Consider the following 17,054-nt stretch of genomic DNA (forward strand, 5'->3'; position numbering starts at 1 on the left):
CAGAATTCGGTGGTTTGGCGCGGCTGCACCCGGGGTAATCGCCCGGCTCACAGAGCGCGAGTGATCTCCACCCGCGTCACGCAGCGACCGGGCCGGGCACCACCCCGGCGCACCAGCCAGGAAAGGCAGGCAGCGATGCTCGTCCACGACACGGTAGCCACCGGCCGATCGCAGGCGGACACCGACCAGATCCGGGCGTCCCTGCGGGCTCGCTACGAGGAGCTCTCCGCCGAGTACGAGCAGGCGGTGCTGCAGAGCCAGGTGCTGCGCCTGGTGGAGGTCGGCGACACCGCCGGCGACGACCAGGCCGACAGCGGCACCAAGACGGCCGAGCGGGACACCGCGCAGTCGCTGCTGCGCACCATCCTCGACCGCCGCGCCCAGTTCGAGCGGGCCCTGGGCCGGCTCGACGAGGGCACGTACGGCTTCTGCGAGGGCTGCTCGGCCCCGATCCCGGTGGAGCGGCTGGAAATCTTCCCCTCCGCCACCGCCTGCGTCACCTGCAAGCAGAGCCGGGAGCGGCGGGCCGCCTGAGGCGGCCCCCTCCGGTCGCCGGTCGGTAGCGGACGCGGTGCACTCCACCCATGGGTGAGATCAAGGTGGGCACCGCGTCCTGGACCGACCGGACCCTGCTCGACTCCGGGTGGTATCCGCAGACGGCGGACACCCCGGAGAAGCGGCTGTCGTACTACGCGAAGCAGTTCCCGCTGGTCGAGGTCGACGCCACCTACTACTCGCCGCCGGCCGAACGCACGGCGCGGCTGTGGGCCGAGCGCACCCCGGCCGGGTTCACCTTCAACGTCAAGGCGTTCAGCCTGCTGACCGGGCACCCGACACGGGTCTCCGCGCTCTACAAGGACCTGCGGCCGGACACCGACAAGCGCAACGTCTACCCCGGCGACCTGCCCGCGCAGGCGTACGAGGAGGTGTGGACCCGTTTCCTGTCCGCCCTCGACCCGCTCGTCGAGGGGGGCCGGCTCGGCGCGCTGCTGTTCCAGTTCCCGCCGTGGTTCACCATCAAGCGGGACAACAAGCAGTATCTGCTGGAGGTGACCCGCCGGTGCGCACCCCTGCGGCCGGTGTTCGAGTTCCGGCACGCCTCCTGGTTCGCCGGGGACAACCGCGACGAGACGCTCGGCTTCCTGCGCGAGCACGAGCTGGCGTACGTCTGCGTGGACATGCCGCAGGGCCACCGGTCCTCGGTGCCGCCGGTGCTGGCGGCCACCGCCGACCTGGCCGTGGTCCGCTTCCACGGCCACAGTGCCAAGTGGGCCAGCAAGGACATCCACGAGAAGTTCGGCTACGACTATTCCGACCGGGAACTGCGCGACTGGGCCCCGAAGCTGCGCACGCTCGCCGACGACGCGGGCGAGACCCACGTGCTCATGAACAACTGCTACCGGGACTACGCCCAGCGCAACGGCCAGCGCCTCCAGTCCCTCCTGGACGCCGGCCCCTGACGCGGGCCTGGTCCCTCGCGCGGGCGACCGGGTTCGAGATCGCGCTCAATCAGGGAAGGAGTGGCATCCCCAAGGGCCAGGAGGCCACTCTTTCCGCGATCGAGCACGATCTCTCCCGCGCTGCCCCGCCTCGACGTCGCCGGCCACGCCGCGAATAGGAGATCTTGGAAGCGGACGGCCCCTCCAGGGGCCGAAATCTTCCAAGATCTGCCCCGGTCACGGCTCGTCGCCGTAGGCGGTGCGCTTGCAGCCGCGGGGAAACGCTGTGTCTCTTCCCGCCCCGGCAAGGGTCCTAGTCGGGCTCGACGCCGGCCTGGCGGAGGAGGGTGCGGATCCACTCGCGGGACAGGCCCGTGGCAGCGACGAGGTCCCGCATGCGGGTGCCGGCCCGTGCTTCCGCCACGATCGCTTCGCCGAGGTCTCGCCGCGCTTGACGCAGCGCGTCCTGGCTTGTGCGCACCTGAGCCTTGGCGGTGTCCACGGCGTTCTGGGCAGACCGGTAGGCCGCCGTCGCCGAAGCCAGATCCTGTGCCACGCCGTCACACTGTCACACCGGCGATCTTGGCCATTTCTCGGTCGAGAAACTGGCCAGCAAACTATCTTTATGTTGGCCAGTTAGGCGGTATGGTGTTGGCATTGAGGGGTTGGGTTCGACAGGGGAGGTTCGGGTCGTGAGTGTGTTGCCGCCGTTGGCCGGGTGCGGGGAGTTGGCCACCGTCCGGATCGAGGTGTACGGGGCAGGCGGCCTCGACGCCGCCGCGTACGCGTGCGCCGGGCACGCGGCCCCGATCGTCGCCACGATCGAGGCCGCCGGGTGGTCCGCTTGTCCGGTGCCGCGCGTCCCCGAGTCGGGCCGGCCCTGCGGGCACGTCTACCGGTACCCGACCGGCGGGTTGGCCGACCCGCCCGGCGACGCCCATCCCCGCTGGTGCGACCGGGACGGCTGCGCCGCGAGACGACGGCACCGCTCCACGCGGCTCCCGCTGACGCCGCGCTCGCCGGAGCCGCCCGCCGGCCCCCTGGCCGCCGACGACCCGGCCGCCGAAGGCCTGGCCGCTAGAGCCCGAACCGAAGTCGCCGCCGACGTGGCGCTGGCGCAGGCGCTCGTGCCCGGCGCTGGCCCGGTGCTCGTGGTCGCCGTGGGTGGGGCCGAGCCCGGCGAGCTGATGTTCACCCTCGACCAGGGGCGGGTCCTGTCCTACCGGCTCCGCCGCCTGCTCGACCTGGCCGCCGCCACCCACGCCCGCCGCGCCGGCCCCGGGGTCCGCCCCCGCAACCGGCGCGGCTGCCCCTGACCGGGCAGGGGAGGGGTCAGCTCGTCTCGCCGGCCATGCTGAACGAGCGGAGCCGGTCGATCGCCAGCACGGTGAAGCCCACGCTGATCAGCGCGCTCATCACCGCCGCCACCGGCACCGACACGTCAGCCAGCAGCAGGTCCGTGGGGGCGATCCGGTCGGCGAGGGTGATCACGTACTGCTGGATGGAGAGCACCCGCGTGCCGCTCACGACGCTGCCGAGCAACCCCTCCCAGATCAGCACGTAGACCAGGCCGAGCAGCACCGGCCGGCGGGTGAGCAGGCTGAGCGCCAGGAACAGCGCCGAGTACGCCAACGCACCGACCGCCGACGCGGCGGCCAGCGCCAGGCCGAGCCGTGCGGAGTCGGCCAGCAGGCCGGCGGCGTAGAGCGGCAGGGCGACGGTGACGCCGGTGACGGCGGTGGCCACCGCCAGCTTGGGCAGCACGATCTGCCAGCGGGGCAGCGGCTTGGTCAGGATGTGCACGACCGTGCCGTCGTCGATCTCGGCGCCGAGCACGCCGGTGCCGACGATCAGGGCGACAACCGGGAGCACCACGGCCAGGCCGAGGCCGACCAGCACCGGCGGCCCCCAGTCGCGCGGGGTGACCCCGAGCCACCGGGAGAGCACCGCCAGGCCGACCAGCACCATGGGCAGCGGCAGCAGGAGGAGGAAGCGGCGACGCCCGAACAGCCCGCGCAGGGTGAGCCAGGAAACGGTAGACATGGGGTTCAGGCCTCCACCAGGTAGGAGAAGACGCTCTCCAGGGACTCGTCCTCGGGCACCAGCTGGCGCACCCGGACACCCTCCCGCAGGGCGATCTTCGGCAGCACGCGGGTGAACGCGCCGTAGTCGCCGGCGCGCACCGTCAACCCGGCGCGGCCCAGCTCGACGCCCGTCACCGACGCCTCGGCCATCAGCGCCACGGCGAGCGCCCGGTCGTCGGTGGAGCGCACGGTGAACACGTGCGGCCGGTTGGTCATCAGCCGGCGGATGGTGCGGAAGTCACCGGAGGCGGCCAGCCGGCCGGCGACCATCACCTGGACGGTGCCGGAGACCTGCTCGACCTCCTCCAGGATGTGCGAGCTGAACAGGATGGTGCGGCCGGCGTCGCCGAGGCGGTGCAGCAGCTCCATCATGTGCAGCCGCTGCCGCGGGTCCATCCCGTTGAACGGCTCGTCGAGCAGCAGCACCTGGGGCTCGTGCACCAGCGCGGCGGCCACCCGGGCCCGCTGCCGCATGCCCTTGGAGTACGTGCCGATCCGGCGGTTCTGCGCGCCCTCCAACTCCACCAGGGCGATCGCCCGGCGGGCCGCCGCGGCCGGCTCCGCCAGCCGGTGCAGCTTCGCGCTGGCCAGCACGAACTCGTACGCCGTGAGGTAGGTCTGCACCGCCTCGCGCTCGCTGACCAGGCCGAGCCGGCGGTAGACCTCGGGGTTGCGCCAGGTGGGCCGCCCGCCGAGGGTCACCACCCCGCGCGACGGGGCCAGGAAGCCCGCCATCATGTGCAGCAGGGTCGTCTTGCCCGCGCCGTTGGGGCCGAGCAGCCCGGTGACCCCGGGGCCGAGGCTCATGCTGACGTCGTTGACGGCCACCACGTTGCCGTACCAGCGGGAGACGCCCGCGAGGTCGAGGGCGCGGGTGGCGGCCGTGGGCGTCCCCGTCGCCGGGGCGGCGCTGGTCGTGGTCATCGGGCGGCCACCTTCCGGTATCGACGCAGCAGCAGGGCGACGCAGCCGGCCACGAGCAGCACGGCGGCGACCGCGTAGACGGGGCCGAAGCCGCCGATGGGGACTCCGCTCTGGCCCTCGAACGTCAGCAGGTCGCCGAGCGCCCAGGAGCCCACGCCGCCCACCAGCGTCGACGGCGAGGCGAGGAAGGCCAGCTCGTTGACCGTCCGCGACGGCATGACCGACAGGGTGCCGACGATCGGCGTGGTCATCAGGAACACGGCGACGATCCCACCGGCCGCGAACGCCCGCTTGCCGGTGAGGGAGGCGACCAGCAGCCCGACCGAGGCGAAGACCGCCGCCCACAGCCCGGCGTAGAGCAGGCTCGGCAGCAGGTCGAGCAGCTCCTCGGCGACGCCGCTCATGCCGTCGCCGGTGCTGAACGCGGCGCCAAGGAACATCACGAACTGCGGCCCGCCGAGCAGCAGCCAGAGCGCGGTCGCCAGCGCCAGCAGCTTGGCCAGCGGGTAGTCCGCGCGCGGCAGCGGCCGGGAGAAGTAGAGCGGCAGCACCCCGCTGCGCAGGTCACGGGAGACCAGTTCGGGCGCGGCCACCGCGACGAAGAAGATGACCAGCCAGCTCATGTTGTCGGCGAACTGGGCGTACGTCATCACCGCCTCGCCGATCTGGGCGCGGATGGCGGTGAGGGCGGCGGCGACCGCCGTGACGATGCCGACCACCAGCCACGGGAAGATCTTGGCCTTCGCGCTGCGCCCCAGGCCGAACGCCGTCCGCAGGCCGTGCAGGTAGAGCGCGCCGAAGACGGCCCGGCGGCCCAGCCGGGGGCCGGTGTACCGCTGGTAGCCGATGTCGTGGATGACGCCGGTCGGCTCAGGCATGGCTGGGCTCCCTCGTGGCGAAGAGTTCGGCCACTCGGTGCCGGCGCTGGTCCAGCCGGTGCAGCGGCAGGTCCAGCTCGGCGACCGCGCCGAGGATCAGGTCGTAGGTGGCGTCGTCGACGAGTTCGACGAGCAGCAGCCGGCCGTCCCGGCGCACCGGCAGGCCGAGCGCGCCCAGCCGAGCGGCCAGCTCCTCGGTGCCCTCGCTGACCTCCACGGCGAGCACGTCGGTCGCGGAGGTCATGGCGGAGATGTGGTCGGCGCGCAGCAGCCGCCCGCCGTCGATGGCGACGAGGGTGTCGCAGATCCGTTCCACCTCGCCGAGCAGGTGCGAGCAGACCAGCACGGAGATGCCGAACTCGGTGCCGATGCGGTGCACCAGCGTCAGCATCGCGTCCCGGCCGGCGGGGTCGAGGCCGTTGGTCGGCTCGTCGAGCAGCAGCAGGTCGGGGTCGTGCACGAGGGCCTGGGCGAGCTTGACCCGCTGCTTCATGCCGGTGGAGTAGCCGCCGACGGGGCGGTAGCGCTCCTCGTAGAGCCCGACGTGCCGCAGCGCCTCCGAGGCCCGTTCCCGGGCGACCGTGCGCGGCAGGCCGCTGATCCGGCCGAGGTGGGTGACCAGTTCCGCGGCGGAGAGGTCCGGCGGCAGGGCGTCGTGCTCGGGCATGTAGCCGACCCGGGCGCGCACCCGGGCGGAGTCGGTGGTCGGGTCGAGGCCGAGCACCCGGGCCCGGCCGCTGGTCGGGGTGAGGAGGCCGAGCAGGATCTTGATCAGGGTGGACTTGCCGGCGCCGTTGGCGCCGACCAGCCCGACGATGCCCGGTTCGACCGCGACGGTCAGGTCGGCCAACGCCGTGACCCCGCCCCCGTACGTCTTGGTCAGCGACTCGGTCGCGATGAGTGTCACGCCGTACAGCGTAGGGACCGGGGGTCGCCTGTGGCCGGCGGCCCGTCCCGGGTGGATCCCTGAACTTCCTGGCCGGCTACCCCTAGGGTCCCGGGCCGACGTGGGCGGCATCAGCCCGGCAGCGGACTATCGACTAGGGCCAGCGGAGAAAGCTACGCTGCGACCGAACTTTCGTCGGCCCGAGGAGAAGTCGTGTCGCGCCGTACCGGCAAGCCCTCCTACCTGCTGGCGGCGTCTGACACGCGCCGCCGCAGCAAGGCCCGTCTGGCCGCCGTCGTGGCGGCGATCGGGCTCACGGGCGTTCTCGTGGGCGGTGCCACCGGCTACACGGCCAGCCGACCGGACGGCGTCGAATCGGCTGTGGCGGACATGCGCAGGGCCGAGGTGGAGCGTGACACCCAGCAGGTGGCCGAGCTGACGACGACGGCCCGACGCCTTCGTGACGAGATCTCTCCCATTCTCGGCGCCATCCGGGCGGCTCCGTCGGACGGTGGGCAGCCGGGCCCGGAGCAGGCCCGCCAGTGGCGACAGACCCTGCTTCGGGCCGCGGAGCCGTTCGCCAACCCTCCGTCGGGCACCACCGCCACCAACGTGGCGCGCGCAGGGCTGCAGGGCGCTGTGGAGCAGGCGTCCCTGGCTGTCGAGTCGTATCTCCTCGCTGTCACCGGGCCGCCGACCCAGCGGGGCGCTCTGACGGAGCTGGCGAAACGACAGGCGGCGCAGGCGGTGGCCGCTTGGTCGGTCGCGGCCACCCAGCTCGATCAGGTCAACATCGACACCGGCCAGGGCCACCAGCACGTCCACCTGGACGCCGGTCCGGGCGACGACGCCTTCGCCCCCGACGGCGCGGCGGAGGGCTCCGGCGGCTGACCGTTGCCCGTGCCCTGCGAGCTGCCGGCGGCCGGTCTCATCCCCACGGGGTGAGGCGGCCTCACCCGGGCGGGGCGCAGGGTGGGCGGTGTGCGTGGCCCGTCGGTGGGCCACCCGAGCTGGGTAGGGGGTGCGCACGATGACGGTTCGGGACGTGCCGGATCGACGGCGCGGCGGCGTGTTGCACGTGGTCGGGTCGGCCGGGGACCGCCCCCGCGCGGTGGCGCGGCCCGGTCGGGTCAGCCCCGTTCGGCAGTGGCGCGGCCCGGCCGGGCCGCCGCGCCGCGAAGACGACCGACGGTGAGGGTCACCGACACCGGACACGACCGACCTACGGGGGTGGGCAGATGGCTGAGCAGCTGATCTCGGCGTTCGAGAGTTCGCTGGACAAGACCAACCTGATCCTGAAGGACATCGAGGCGGCGTACGGCTGGCCGAAGGAGCAGCGCAACCAGTCGTACGGGGCCCTGCGCACGGTGCTGCACCTGCTGCGCGACCGGATGCCGGTGCAGGAGAGCGTGGAGTTCGCCGCGCAGTTGCCGGTGCTGCTGCGGGGCATCTACTTCGACGGCTGGCAGCCGTCGGACGTGCCGATCAAGCTGAACCGGGACGACTTCCTCTACGAGGTCCGCCAGGGCTTCCCGTACGACGTCGAGGGCGGCCCGGAGCGCGTGGTCCAGGTGGTGCTGGACACCCTGCGCCGGCACGTCACCCAGGGGGAGTGGGAGGACGTCCGCTCCACCATGCCCCGCGACCTGGCCCAGCTCATTCCCTGACGCCCGGACGCCGGCCGGCCGATCCCGACAGGGGTCGGCCGGCCCCGTCGGCTCCGGCGGCGGTGCCCGGGTCGGGTGGGCGGGTGGACGGGCGACCGTCGACGGTGAGGCCGTGCAGCACCGCCACGGCGGCGAGCGGGAACAGGGCGGCGACGGCGAACCCCGGCCCGAAGCCCAGCCCCGCCACGGCCAGCCCGAACAGCGGCGGGGTGGCCGTGGCGGCCACGTTCTGCAGCACGGTCTGTGCGCTGGTGGCCCGGCCCGCCCAGCTCGCCGGGGCCACGTCCGCGACGGCCGCGTACGCGACGCCGTGCCAGCTGACCGTGGCGACGAGGGCGACCAGCAGCAGCGGGGCCGCCGGCGGGGCGTGCAGCGTCTCGGCCACGGCGAGGGCCCCGAGGGCGGCGGCGGTGCCGGCGGCGATGACCCGCAGCGGCCGGAGCCGCTGGGCGGACCGGTCCGACCAGCGGCCGGCGAGCACCCGCGCCGCCGCCGCGACGAGCTGCGCCCCCGCGATCAACGGCCCGGCGGTACGCACCGGCCAGCCGCGTTCGGTGACGAGGTAGTCCAGCGCGTACGCGCCGACGACGAACTGCGCCACGACCAGCAGGGCGCTCGCCCCGTGCACCCGCCACAGCGTCGGCGACCGGTACGGCGACCGCGCGTGGGTCGCGCCGGCACCGGAGCCTGGCGAGGCGGCGGGCTCTGCGGTGGTGGGCGAGCCGCTGGCGGGCGAGGCGGCGGCGGTCCGGCCGGCGGTGGGCCTCGGCCCGTCGACCAGCAGCAGGGCGGCCACGATCCCGGTCAGCGCGGAGACCGCGGCGGCGACCAGCAGCGCCAGCCGGGGGCCGCCGGAGTCGGCCAGCACCGGCAGGACCGCCGAGGCCGCCGCCACGCCCAGCGGCTGCGACGTCTGCCGGATGCCCATCGCCAGGCCCCGCTCGCCGGGCGCGAACCAGCCGGTCACCACCCGGCCGCTGGCGGCGTACACGGCGGAACCGGCGGCCCCGGCGAGGGCCAGGAGCACGAACAGGGCCGGCCCGGCGGCGGAGGCGGCCCCGGCCAGGAACGCGGCCCCGCCGGTCAGGCCCAGGCCGATGACGAAGCGCTCGCCCCGCCGGTCGGCCAGGACGCCCCAGCCGATGAGGGCGAGCACCATGCCGAGGCTGGGGCAGGCCACCAGCAGGCCCAGCTCCCACAGCGGCAGGTCGGTGGTGCGGCGTAGCGCGGGCAGCAGGAACGGCAGCCCGTACAGGTAGAGGGTGCCTGCGGTCTGCGCGGCGGTGCCGATGCCGAGCATGACCCACCGGCGGGAGTCGGCCATGGCCAGAGGCTAGCTGCCATCCCGATATGAGAGACGATTATCTTGCTATCTGGGAAGCCGGTCCGGGCTCGGCAGTGGCCCTTCGCCGGGCGCCGCATGCGGCGGGCCGGTCGGTTGACGACGGGTGTCGATGCTGACAGGATGTCGGGAGCGCTCCCATCGTCTCGTCGTCGCCGTGGCTGGCGACCCGTAACGAAGGACAGGGAACGCATGCGCATCCACCACCACATCGGTCGGCGCACCAGGTCGGGCCTGCTGGCTGGCCTGCTCGCCGCCACGAGCGCGCTCGCCATGGGCATCGCCGTCGCCCAACCCGGCACCGCCGAGGCCGCCGCCAGCCTGAGGAGCCTCGCCGACGCCAAGGGCCGCGACATCGGCTTCGCCCTGGACCCCAACCGGCTCTCCGAGAGCCCGTACAAGCAGATCGCCGACGCCGAGTTCAACCTCGTCGTCGCCGAGAACGCGATGAAGTGGGAAGTCACCGAGCCCAACCGCAACCAGTTCTCCTTCGGGCAGGGCGACGCGGTCGTCAACTACGCCGTGGGCAGCAACAAGAAGGTGTACGGCCACACCCTCGTCTGGCACAACCAGATGCCCGGCTGGACGTCGAACCTCTCCGGCTCCGACCTGCTCGCGGCGATGAAGAACCACATCGCCGGGGTCGCCGGCCACTACAAGGGCAAGGTCTTCGCCTGGGACGTCGTCAACGAGGCGTTCGCCGACGGCGGCTCCGGTGGACGCCGCGACAGCATCCTCCAGCAGCGCATCGGCAACAGCTGGATCGAGGAGGCGTTCCGCGCCGCCCGCGCCGCCGACCCGGACGCGAAGCTGTGCATCAACGACTACAGCACCGACGGCATCAACGCCAAGAGCACCGCGATCTACAACCTGGTGAAGGACTTCAAGGCCCGGGGCGTGCCGATCGACTGCGTCGGCTTCCAGGCGCACCTGATCATCGGGCAGGTCCCCGGCGACATGCAGGCCAACCTTCAGCGCTTCACCGACCTCGGCGTCGACGTGCGGGTCACCGAGCTGGACATCCGGATGTCCACCCCGGCGAACTCCTCGAAGCTGGCCACGCAGGCCGCCGACTACAAGAAGGTCATGAACATCTGCCTCGCCGTGGCCCGGTGCCAGGGCGTCACCGTCTGGGGCATCACCGACAAGTACTCCTGGATCCCGGGGACCTTCCCCGGTGAGGGCGCCGCGCTGATCTGGGACGACAACTACGCGCCGAAGCCCGCGTACCAGGCGGTCGCCGAGGCCCTCGGCAGCGGCACCACCCCGACCACGCCCGCACCGACCACGCCGGTCCCGACCACCCCCGTGCCCACCACGCCCGCGCCCACCACGCCGGCCCCGACGACGCCCGCCCCGAACGGCAGCTGCACGGTGACGTACGTGCCGAACTCCTGGGGCAACGGCTTCACCGCCGAGATCCGGATCCGCAACGACGGCCCCGACCCCGTCAACGCCTGGAGCTTCGGCTTCTACTTCACCGCCGGGCAGCAGGTCACCAACGCCTGGAACGCCACCGTCAGCCAGTCCGGCACCCAGGTGCTGGCCCGCAACGCCAGCTACAACGGTGCCGTGGCCGTCGGCGGCACGGTGAGCTTCGGCTTCCAGGGCACCCACACCGGGTCCAACCCGTCGCCCACCAGCTTCACGTTCAACGGCAAGGTCTGCGCCAACGGCTGACCGCCCGCGTCCCGCCGGCACACCGGGCGAACCGGACGTGCCGGCGGGACGCGCCGTCTACGGTGGGGTTAGAGAAGATCGTGCCGGGGGTACCACCCGTCGCACGACGAACCCCCGCCGCGCGGCGGGGCGGGAACTTGGCGAGGGAGCACCGCATGGCACTCAACGACGACGACATCCAGACGACCAGCGGCGGCGGCCTGGAGGGCCCGGCCGACGGCGGTGCCACCCCCGGTCAGCAGGACGGCGGTGCCGACGGCGGCGCGGAGGGTCCGGCTGACGGCGGGGCCACCCCGGGTCAGCAGGACGGCGGTGCCGACGGCGGTGCCGAGGGCCCGGCCGACGGCGGCGCGACCCCGGGTCAGCAGGACGGCGGTGCCGACGGTGGCGCGGAGGGTCCGGCTGACGGCGGTGCCACCCCGGGCCACCGGGACGGCGGCGCCGACGGCAGCGCCGTCTGACGCCTCGCGATGACGATCACCGACCCGCCGGGCGGCCACGGCCGCCCGGCGGTCCCGGCTGCCGCCGCCCGCGCCCTCGCGCGCTGCGTCGCCGTCGAGCCGGGCAAGTTCGCCGCCGCCCACTGGGGCCGGGCGCCGCTGCTGTCCCGCGCCGCCGAGCTGCCCAACGCCGACGGCTTCACCGACCTGCTCGGCCCCGCCGACGCCGACGAGCTGCTCAGCCGGCGCGGGCTGCGTACCCCCTTCCTGCGCATCGCCAAGGACGGCCAGCTCGTGCCGGCGGCGCGCTGGACCGGCGGCGGCGGCGCGGGCGCCGAGATCGGCGACCAGGTCCTCGACGAGCGGGTCCTGGAGCTGTACGCCTCCGGCGCGACCCTCGTGCTCCAGGGCCTGCACCGCACCTGGCCCGCCCTCATCGACTTCGCCCGCGACCTCGGCACCGCCCTCGCGCAGCCGCTGCAGGTCAACGCCTACCTGACCCCGGCCGGCAGCCAGGGCTTCGCCACCCACTACGACACCCACGACGTCTTCGTGCTCCAGGTCGACGGGCGCAAGCACTGGCGCATCCACCCGCCGGTGCTGCCCGACCCCCTCGAACGGCAGCCCTGGGGCGGCCGGGCCGACGAGGTCTCCGCGACCGCCCAGGGGCCCGCCGCGCTCGACGTGGTCCTCGAACCGGGCGACGCGCTCTACCTGCCGCGCGGCTGGCTGCACAGCGCCCAGGCCCAGGAGACCAGCTCCCTGCACCTGACCGTCGGCATCCGGGCCCTGACCCGGTACGCCATCGTCGAGGAGCTGCTGGCCCTCGCCGCCGCCGATGCCCGGCTGCGCGCCGGCCTGCCGTTCGGCACCGACGTGGCCGACCCCGACGCGATCGAGCCGGAGCTGACCGAGACCGTCGAGGCGCTGCGGAACTGGCTGCTGCGCGCCGACCCGGCGGCCGTGGCCGCGCGGCTGCGCCAACGCGCCTGGCCGGCCGCCCGGCCCGCCCCGATCCGGCCCCTGGCCCAGGCCGCCGCGCTCGCCGCCGTCGCCGCCGACACCCGGCTCGCGCCCCGGCCGGGACTGCGCTGGCGGCTCGACCCGACCGGGGACGACAAGGTCGCGCTGCGCCTGTTCGACCGGGTGCTCACCCTGCCCGCCGGCTGCGAGCCGGCGCTGCGCGCGCTGCTCACGGGCGCGGTGAGCCGGGTCGGCGACCTGCCCGGTCTCGACGACGACGCCGACCGGGTCGTCCTCGCCCGCCGCCTGCTGCGCGAGGCGATCGCCGTCCCGGCCGAGGGGTGAGGAAGGGCACCTTCTCAGCGGGCGAGGACCAGCAGCACCCCGGTCGTCACCAGGCCCGCCACCAGGACGACCGTGACCGGCCGGGGCGACAGCACCGCGTGCCGACGGTCCGCGAGCCGCTTGGCCAGGGCCAACCCGACCAGCGGGCCGAGCAGGGTCACCACCAGCGCCAACACCGGCAGGCCCACCGCCAGGTCCCCGCCGTTGCGGGCCCCCAGCGCCCGGGCACCGAGGCCGAGCGCGAACATCAGCGCCGCGCCCACCACCCCGCACAGCGCCAGCAGCGGGTTCGCCGAGGCGGGCAGCTCGCCGGGCTGCCGGGTGCGGTCCAGCAGCCCGCGCACCCCGTGCAACAGCAGCAGCGGGTCGCCCGAGGCGTCCCGGGCCGGGCCGGGCGGGTCGCCGAGCCGGCGGGCACCCGCGCCCAACCGGGCCCGCAACTGCTGCCACAGGTGGGCCGCCTCGGCGTCCACCCGCTCCACCAGCTCGCGGGCGTCGGCCGCCTCCCGCTCGGCCTCGCGCAACTGCTCGGCGGCCTCGGCGACGGCCCGCTCGGCGGCGGCGCACTGCTGCTCGTGCCAGGCGTGGGCCTCGGCGCGCTGGGTGCGCACCCGGTCGGTCAGCTCGGCCAGCCGCCGCACCTGCGCCGCGTACGTCTCACTGGTCACCGGTTCGTTCACGCCGACGGTCCGTAGGGGATGATGACCTGCCCGGTGCGGTGCGCCGCCCGGTCGAAGAAGAGCCCCCGCCACGGCCGGGGATACCAGTCGGGGCCGCCGCTGCCCGGATACAGCGACGAGCCCAGCTCGCCGCCCTGCACGTCGAGGGCCACCCACGCGCCGATCTGGTCGGTGCGGGCGGCCGGCCCGCCGAGGTCGACCCGCATCCGGGCCACGCCGCGCCACCAGGCCAGCACGTGGGTGCGCCGCTCCGGGCCGTCGTGCAGGATGCGCCGCAGGTGCTCCAGCCCGGTGCGCCCGCCGACCCGTGCGGCCAGCCGCCCCGCCGCCGCGTCGACCGCGTACAGCAGCAGGTAGTGCGGGGTGGCGGGGGTGCCCGGCCGGTCCAGGGCCGCCGCCGTCTCGGCCATCAGCTCCGGTACGGTCTCGTCGTCGTACCAGGCGGCGTCGTCGGCCAGGTCGGCGTAGAGCTCCCGGGCGGCCGGGTCGGCGTCGGGGTCGAGGCAGGCGATGGAGTACCGGGCGGTGCCGGGGCGGTGCTGGCGGGCCAGCGACCGGGCGGCGGCGTCCAGCACGGCGCACGCCTCGTCGACGCGGGTGCCCAGCACGGCGAGGTTACGCCCGGGCGCCCGGGGCAGCCGCAGCGCCGCCGAGCGGGCCTGCACGTCGATGATCTCCCCGAGCAGGGCCACCGGGCTGCGCGGCACCCCGTCGCCCTCGGGCGGGGTGAGCGCCCGGAAGTCCGGGGCGTCGGCGAGCCGGGGGATCGCGTCGCCGTCGAAGAGCCGGGCCGGCTTCGCGTCGGCGGGGCGCATCCGCCACAGCCGGTGCTGCAGCTCGCTCCACGCGTCCCAGTCGCTGGCCGACGGGATGCGCGCCACCTCGTTGCCCTCGACCAGGCCCGACTCGGCGTTGACCACCGCGTGGTGGCGGGGCAGGGACTGGGCGGCGTCGTTGCGTTCGGCGAGGATGCGCAGCGCCTTGGGCAGCGCGATGCGCAGGGTGAACTGGGCGACCAGCGCCGGCCGCCCCCACAGCGCCTCGATGCCGCGCACGTCCTGCGAGGCCAGCACCAGGTGGATGCCCTGGGAACGGCCCCGGCGGGCCAGGTCTTCGAGCAGGTCGGCGGCCTCCCGGGCGACCACGTCCCGGCCGGCCAGCAGCGCCTGGAACTCGTCGACCACCGCGACGATGCGGGGCCAGTGCCCGGTCGGGTCGACCGCCCGCAGCTCGGCGAGCTTGGTGACCTCGTGCTTCTTCGCCGCGTCGGCGCGCCGACGCAGCTCCTCGGCGAGGAACCGCAGCAGCGCCAGCCCGAACTCCCGGTCGGTGTTGACGTTGATCCCGACGAGCCGCATGTGCGGCAGCCAGCTCGGGTCCCGCCGGCCCTGGGCGAACCGGGCGAAGGACACCCCCTCCTTGAAGTCGAGCAGGTAGAACTCCAGCTCGGCGGGGGAGTAGCGGGAGGCCAGCGCCCCGATCCAGGCGAAGATCAGGTTGGTCTTGCCGGTGCCGGACGGCCCGCCGATCAGCGCGTGCGGCGGGTAGTCGCCGAGATTGAGCAGCACCGGGCGGCCGTGCGGGCCCTCGCCGATGGGCGCGGTCAGCCCCGTCGAGGAATCCTCCCGCCACATCTGCTCCGGCGGCGGCAGCAGGTCGGTGAACGGGGCTGGCGGGGGGCCGGCGTTGACCCGGGCGGCGACCTGCCGGCACGTCTCGGTGACCAGCGTGGCCGGCGGCGGCGGGTCCAGGGTCACCGGCAGGCCGGGCGGGCCGCCCACCCGGGCGCCGTCGGGGCCCACCACGACCCGGGTCACCGTCGGGTCGTCCGGCACCGGCACGCCGCGTACGACCAGGTGCACCCCGCACGCCGCGCCGGTGCGTACGACCCGGTCGAGCTGGCCGCGCTCGTGCCGGGACAGCTCGTCGCCGCCGAGCAGCACCGCCACCCGCCACGGCTCGGGGCGGCGGCCCGTCGCGGCGGCCAGCTCCCGCAGCGAGCGGTATTCCCCGGCGAGCACGGTCTCGTTGATCCGGCGGATCTGCTCCACCAGGTCGTCGAGCAGCCGGCCCAGCCCGCCCGGGCCGACGAAGGTGAGCAGCCCGGCGGTGCCCAGCGGGGCGAAACCGGCCAGCCCCCCGCCGAGGTGCTCCGGGTCGTAGCCGAACAGCCGCACCGCGCCCGGGTCGGCCCGACCCAGGCTGCGCAGCAGCAGCGCCGGCACCACGGCAGCCCCGCCGTCGGCCCCGGCCCCGCTCAGGTGCACGTGCCCGGCGTCGAGCAGCGGCACCAGCGCCGGCACCGGCTCCGCGCCGGGGATGCGCACGGTGCCGACGCGTACGGCGCCGGGGGTCTCGCCGCGACCGGCCGGCGTCGCGGTCCACTGCGCCCAGTCGGCGCTGGCCGCGCCGGGCGCCTCGCGGCGGGCGGCGTCGACGGCCCGGCGGGCCAGCTCGGCGATCCGGGCGGTGTGCCGGGCGTCGATCTCGGCGAGCCGCCGGTCCCTCTGCGCCCCCACCTTCTCCGGCACGGCCGCCGCGGCGTGCTGCACCCTGGCCAGCCGGTCCCGGGCGGCGGCCAGCTCGGCGTCGGCGACGGCGAGCCGGTGCCGGGTGGCGCCCAGCGCCTCGGAGAGCATGCCCCGCACCCGGGTCACCAGCTGGGCGCGGCGGTCAGCCATCGGACCCCCGGCCGGCGCGCCCGGTGGGCGGCGCGGGCCGCACGGGGGGCAGGCCCTGCGCGGCCCGCTCCCGGGCGGCGCGCTCGCGGTCCGCCCGCTGCCGCGTCGCCTCGTCCCAGGCGTCGCGTTCGGCCTCGCGACGCTTCTGCTGCGCGGGCCCGCTCTCCTTGTCGGCCTGCCCCTCGTCGTGGGGCAGGTCCTTGCCGAGGCGGGCCAGCAGCACGGCGGTGACCACGCCGGCGGTGACGGCCGCGTCGGCGGCGTGCGGCTGCTCCTCGCCGCTGCCGCGCGGCGGCGGGGGCATCCGGCAGACCCGGGTCAGCAGCGTCTCCAGCACCGGCGGGGGCAGCCCGGGCAGCAGGTCGCGCACCCGGCCGTCCAGCTCCCGACGCAGCCGGGGCAGGTCGTCGGCGCGGGGCGGGTGCCCGAGCAGCTCCCCGGCCAGCTCGCGCAGCAGCGGCGGGGCGAGCGCGGCCAGGCCGAGGCCGACGTCGGCGTGTGCGGCGCGCAGCTCGCGGTGCAGCCGGTCCCGGTCGCCGCCACGGACCCCGTCGGCGACCCGGCGCAGCAGCTCCCGGGAATCGCCGATCCGCTCGTCCGGCTCGTCCGGCGCGCCCTCCCGGCCGCCGGTCAGCTCCGCTACCCGCACCGCCCACCAGCGGCGCAGCACCGGGTTGTCGTCGCGGGCCGGGGGCGGTCCGTCGCCGGCGGCGGGCGGCGCGTCGCGCGGGGCGTCGTGCACCTGCCGGTCGCCGGCCGGGCGGGCCGGCGGCGCGCCGTCGGGGGCCAGGCCGATGGCCGAGAGGTACGTCGACAGTTGCTCCTGGGCCACCCGCAGCGCGTGCCCGGCGGACTCGGCGTGCTCGACGGCCGCGGACAGCTCCGGCACCCCCATCGGGTTGGCCGACTCCTGCCGCACCCAGCGCAGCCGCTCGGTGGCCTGACCGAACTTCTCCAGCGCGAGGGCGAGCTGGGCCAGCGGGAACTCCTCCGCGGCGGCCCGCACCTGGGCCCCGACGTCCTCGATGATGGACACGCCCGCCCC

General features: G+C 75.1%; 17 protein-coding genes. 8 read left to right on the plus strand and 9 right to left on the minus strand.

Going from position 1 to position 17,054, the window contains the following annotated elements:
* The first annotated feature begins 135 nt into the window (after positions 1 to 135).
* A complete protein-coding gene (locus LPU61_RS30585; RefSeq protein ID WP_043968735.1) occupies positions 136 to 534 on the plus strand; it encodes a TraR/DksA C4-type zinc finger protein in 399 nt (132 codons plus the stop codon).
* Between the two features lie 50 nt (positions 535 to 584).
* The gene (locus tag LPU61_RS30590; RefSeq protein ID WP_229406879.1) at positions 585 to 1,460 is read left to right on the plus strand and encodes a DUF72 domain-containing protein; all 876 of its coding nucleotides are present in this window, start codon (positions 585 to 587) and stop codon (positions 1,458 to 1,460) included.
* 292 nt (positions 1,461 to 1,752) lie between these two features.
* Here the strand turns inward: LPU61_RS30590 and LPU61_RS30595 are convergent, their stop codons facing one another.
* Positions 1,753 to 1,995 (minus strand): hypothetical protein, encoded by a 243-nt coding sequence (locus LPU61_RS30595; protein WP_229406880.1) that lies wholly within the window; start codon positions 1,993 to 1,995, stop codon positions 1,753 to 1,755.
* Positions 1,996 to 2,131: 136 nt separating this feature from the next.
* Here LPU61_RS30595 and LPU61_RS30600 point away from each other — a divergent pair, with 136 nt between their 5' ends.
* Complete coding sequence (locus LPU61_RS30600) at positions 2,132 to 2,755, plus strand: hypothetical protein (RefSeq protein WP_229406881.1); 624 nt, start codon at positions 2,132 to 2,134, stop codon at positions 2,753 to 2,755.
* Positions 2,756 to 2,771: 16 nt separating this feature from the next.
* Here the strand turns inward: LPU61_RS30600 and LPU61_RS30605 are convergent, their stop codons facing one another.
* Genes LPU61_RS30605 through LPU61_RS30620 form a run of 4 tightly spaced genes read right to left on the minus strand, consistent with a single transcriptional unit; the run spans position 2,772 to position 6,232 of the window.
* Positions 2,772 to 3,482 (minus strand): ABC transporter permease subunit, encoded by a 711-nt coding sequence (locus LPU61_RS30605; protein WP_043968740.1) that lies wholly within the window; start codon positions 3,480 to 3,482, stop codon positions 2,772 to 2,774.
* Between the two features lie 5 nt (positions 3,483 to 3,487).
* Positions 3,488 to 4,447, minus strand: coding sequence for an ABC transporter ATP-binding protein (locus tag LPU61_RS30610; RefSeq protein WP_229406882.1), 960 nt, complete (start codon positions 4,445 to 4,447; stop codon positions 3,488 to 3,490).
* Positions 4,444 to 5,325: a hypothetical protein gene (locus LPU61_RS30615; RefSeq protein WP_043968742.1), complete on the minus strand. Its 882-nt coding sequence runs from the start codon at positions 5,323 to 5,325 to the stop codon at positions 4,444 to 4,446. The genes LPU61_RS30610 and LPU61_RS30615 overlap by 4 nt, the downstream gene beginning before the upstream one ends.
* A complete protein-coding gene (locus LPU61_RS30620) occupies positions 5,318 to 6,232 on the minus strand; it encodes an ABC transporter ATP-binding protein (protein ID WP_229406883.1) in 915 nt (304 codons plus the stop codon). Before LPU61_RS30620 ends, LPU61_RS30615 begins: the two co-directional genes overlap by 8 nt.
* Positions 6,233 to 6,424: 192 nt before the next feature.
* Between LPU61_RS30620 and LPU61_RS30625 the strand changes: the two genes are divergently transcribed.
* A complete protein-coding gene (locus LPU61_RS30625) occupies positions 6,425 to 7,102 on the plus strand; it encodes a hypothetical protein (RefSeq protein ID WP_052503996.1) in 678 nt (225 codons plus the stop codon).
* Positions 7,103 to 7,449: 347 nt separating this feature from the next.
* On the plus strand, positions 7,450 to 7,878 hold the full coding sequence (locus tag LPU61_RS30630; protein WP_229406884.1) for a DUF2267 domain-containing protein: 429 nt from the start codon (positions 7,450 to 7,452) through the stop codon (positions 7,876 to 7,878).
* Here the strand turns inward: LPU61_RS30630 and LPU61_RS30635 are convergent.
* A complete protein-coding gene (locus LPU61_RS30635) occupies positions 7,868 to 9,202 on the minus strand; it encodes an MFS transporter (RefSeq protein WP_229406885.1) in 1,335 nt (444 codons plus the stop codon). The genes LPU61_RS30630 and LPU61_RS30635 overlap by 11 nt on opposite strands.
* 210 nt (positions 9,203 to 9,412) lie before the next feature.
* On the opposite strand from LPU61_RS30635, the gene LPU61_RS30640 reads away from it, so the two are divergent.
* From LPU61_RS30640 to LPU61_RS30650, 3 genes are all read left to right on the plus strand, one after another.
* Positions 9,413 to 10,900 carry an endo-1,4-beta-xylanase gene (locus LPU61_RS30640; RefSeq protein ID WP_229406886.1) on the plus strand — a complete coding sequence of 496 codons (1,488 nt, stop codon included), beginning with the start codon at positions 9,413 to 9,415 and terminating at the stop codon, positions 10,898 to 10,900.
* Between the two features lie 155 nt (positions 10,901 to 11,055).
* Entirely contained in the window at positions 11,056 to 11,361 is a 306-nt protein-coding gene (locus LPU61_RS30645) for a hypothetical protein (protein ID WP_043968749.1), read from the plus strand.
* A 9-nt stretch (positions 11,362 to 11,370) separates the two neighbouring features.
* Positions 11,371 to 12,648 carry a cupin domain-containing protein gene (locus tag LPU61_RS30650; protein ID WP_229406887.1) on the plus strand — a complete coding sequence of 426 codons (1,278 nt, stop codon included), beginning with the start codon at positions 11,371 to 11,373 and terminating at the stop codon, positions 12,646 to 12,648.
* A 14-nt stretch (positions 12,649 to 12,662) separates the two neighbouring features.
* Here LPU61_RS30650 and LPU61_RS30655 read toward each other — a convergent pair whose 3' ends face one another.
* From LPU61_RS30655 to LPU61_RS30665, 3 genes are read right to left on the minus strand one after another with little or no spacing between them, the layout of a single operon-like run.
* Positions 12,663 to 13,328, minus strand: a complete 666-nt coding sequence (locus tag LPU61_RS30655) for a hypothetical protein (RefSeq protein ID WP_091284127.1) — start codon at positions 13,326 to 13,328, stop codon at positions 12,663 to 12,665.
* Entirely contained in the window at positions 13,325 to 16,009 is a 2,685-nt protein-coding gene (locus LPU61_RS30660) for an FtsK/SpoIIIE domain-containing protein (protein WP_229406888.1), read from the minus strand. Before LPU61_RS30660 ends, LPU61_RS30655 begins: the two co-directional genes overlap by 4 nt.
* A complete protein-coding gene (locus LPU61_RS30665; protein WP_229406889.1) occupies positions 16,002 to 17,045 on the minus strand; it encodes a hypothetical protein in 1,044 nt (347 codons plus the stop codon). The genes LPU61_RS30660 and LPU61_RS30665 overlap by 8 nt, the downstream gene beginning before the upstream one ends.
* Positions 17,046 to 17,054: the final 9 nt, after the last annotated feature.

The sequence above is a fragment of the Micromonospora sp. NBRC 110038 genome (genome assembly GCF_020884815.1).
Lineage (GTDB): Bacteria > Actinomycetota > Actinomycetes > Mycobacteriales > Micromonosporaceae > Micromonospora > Micromonospora haikouensis.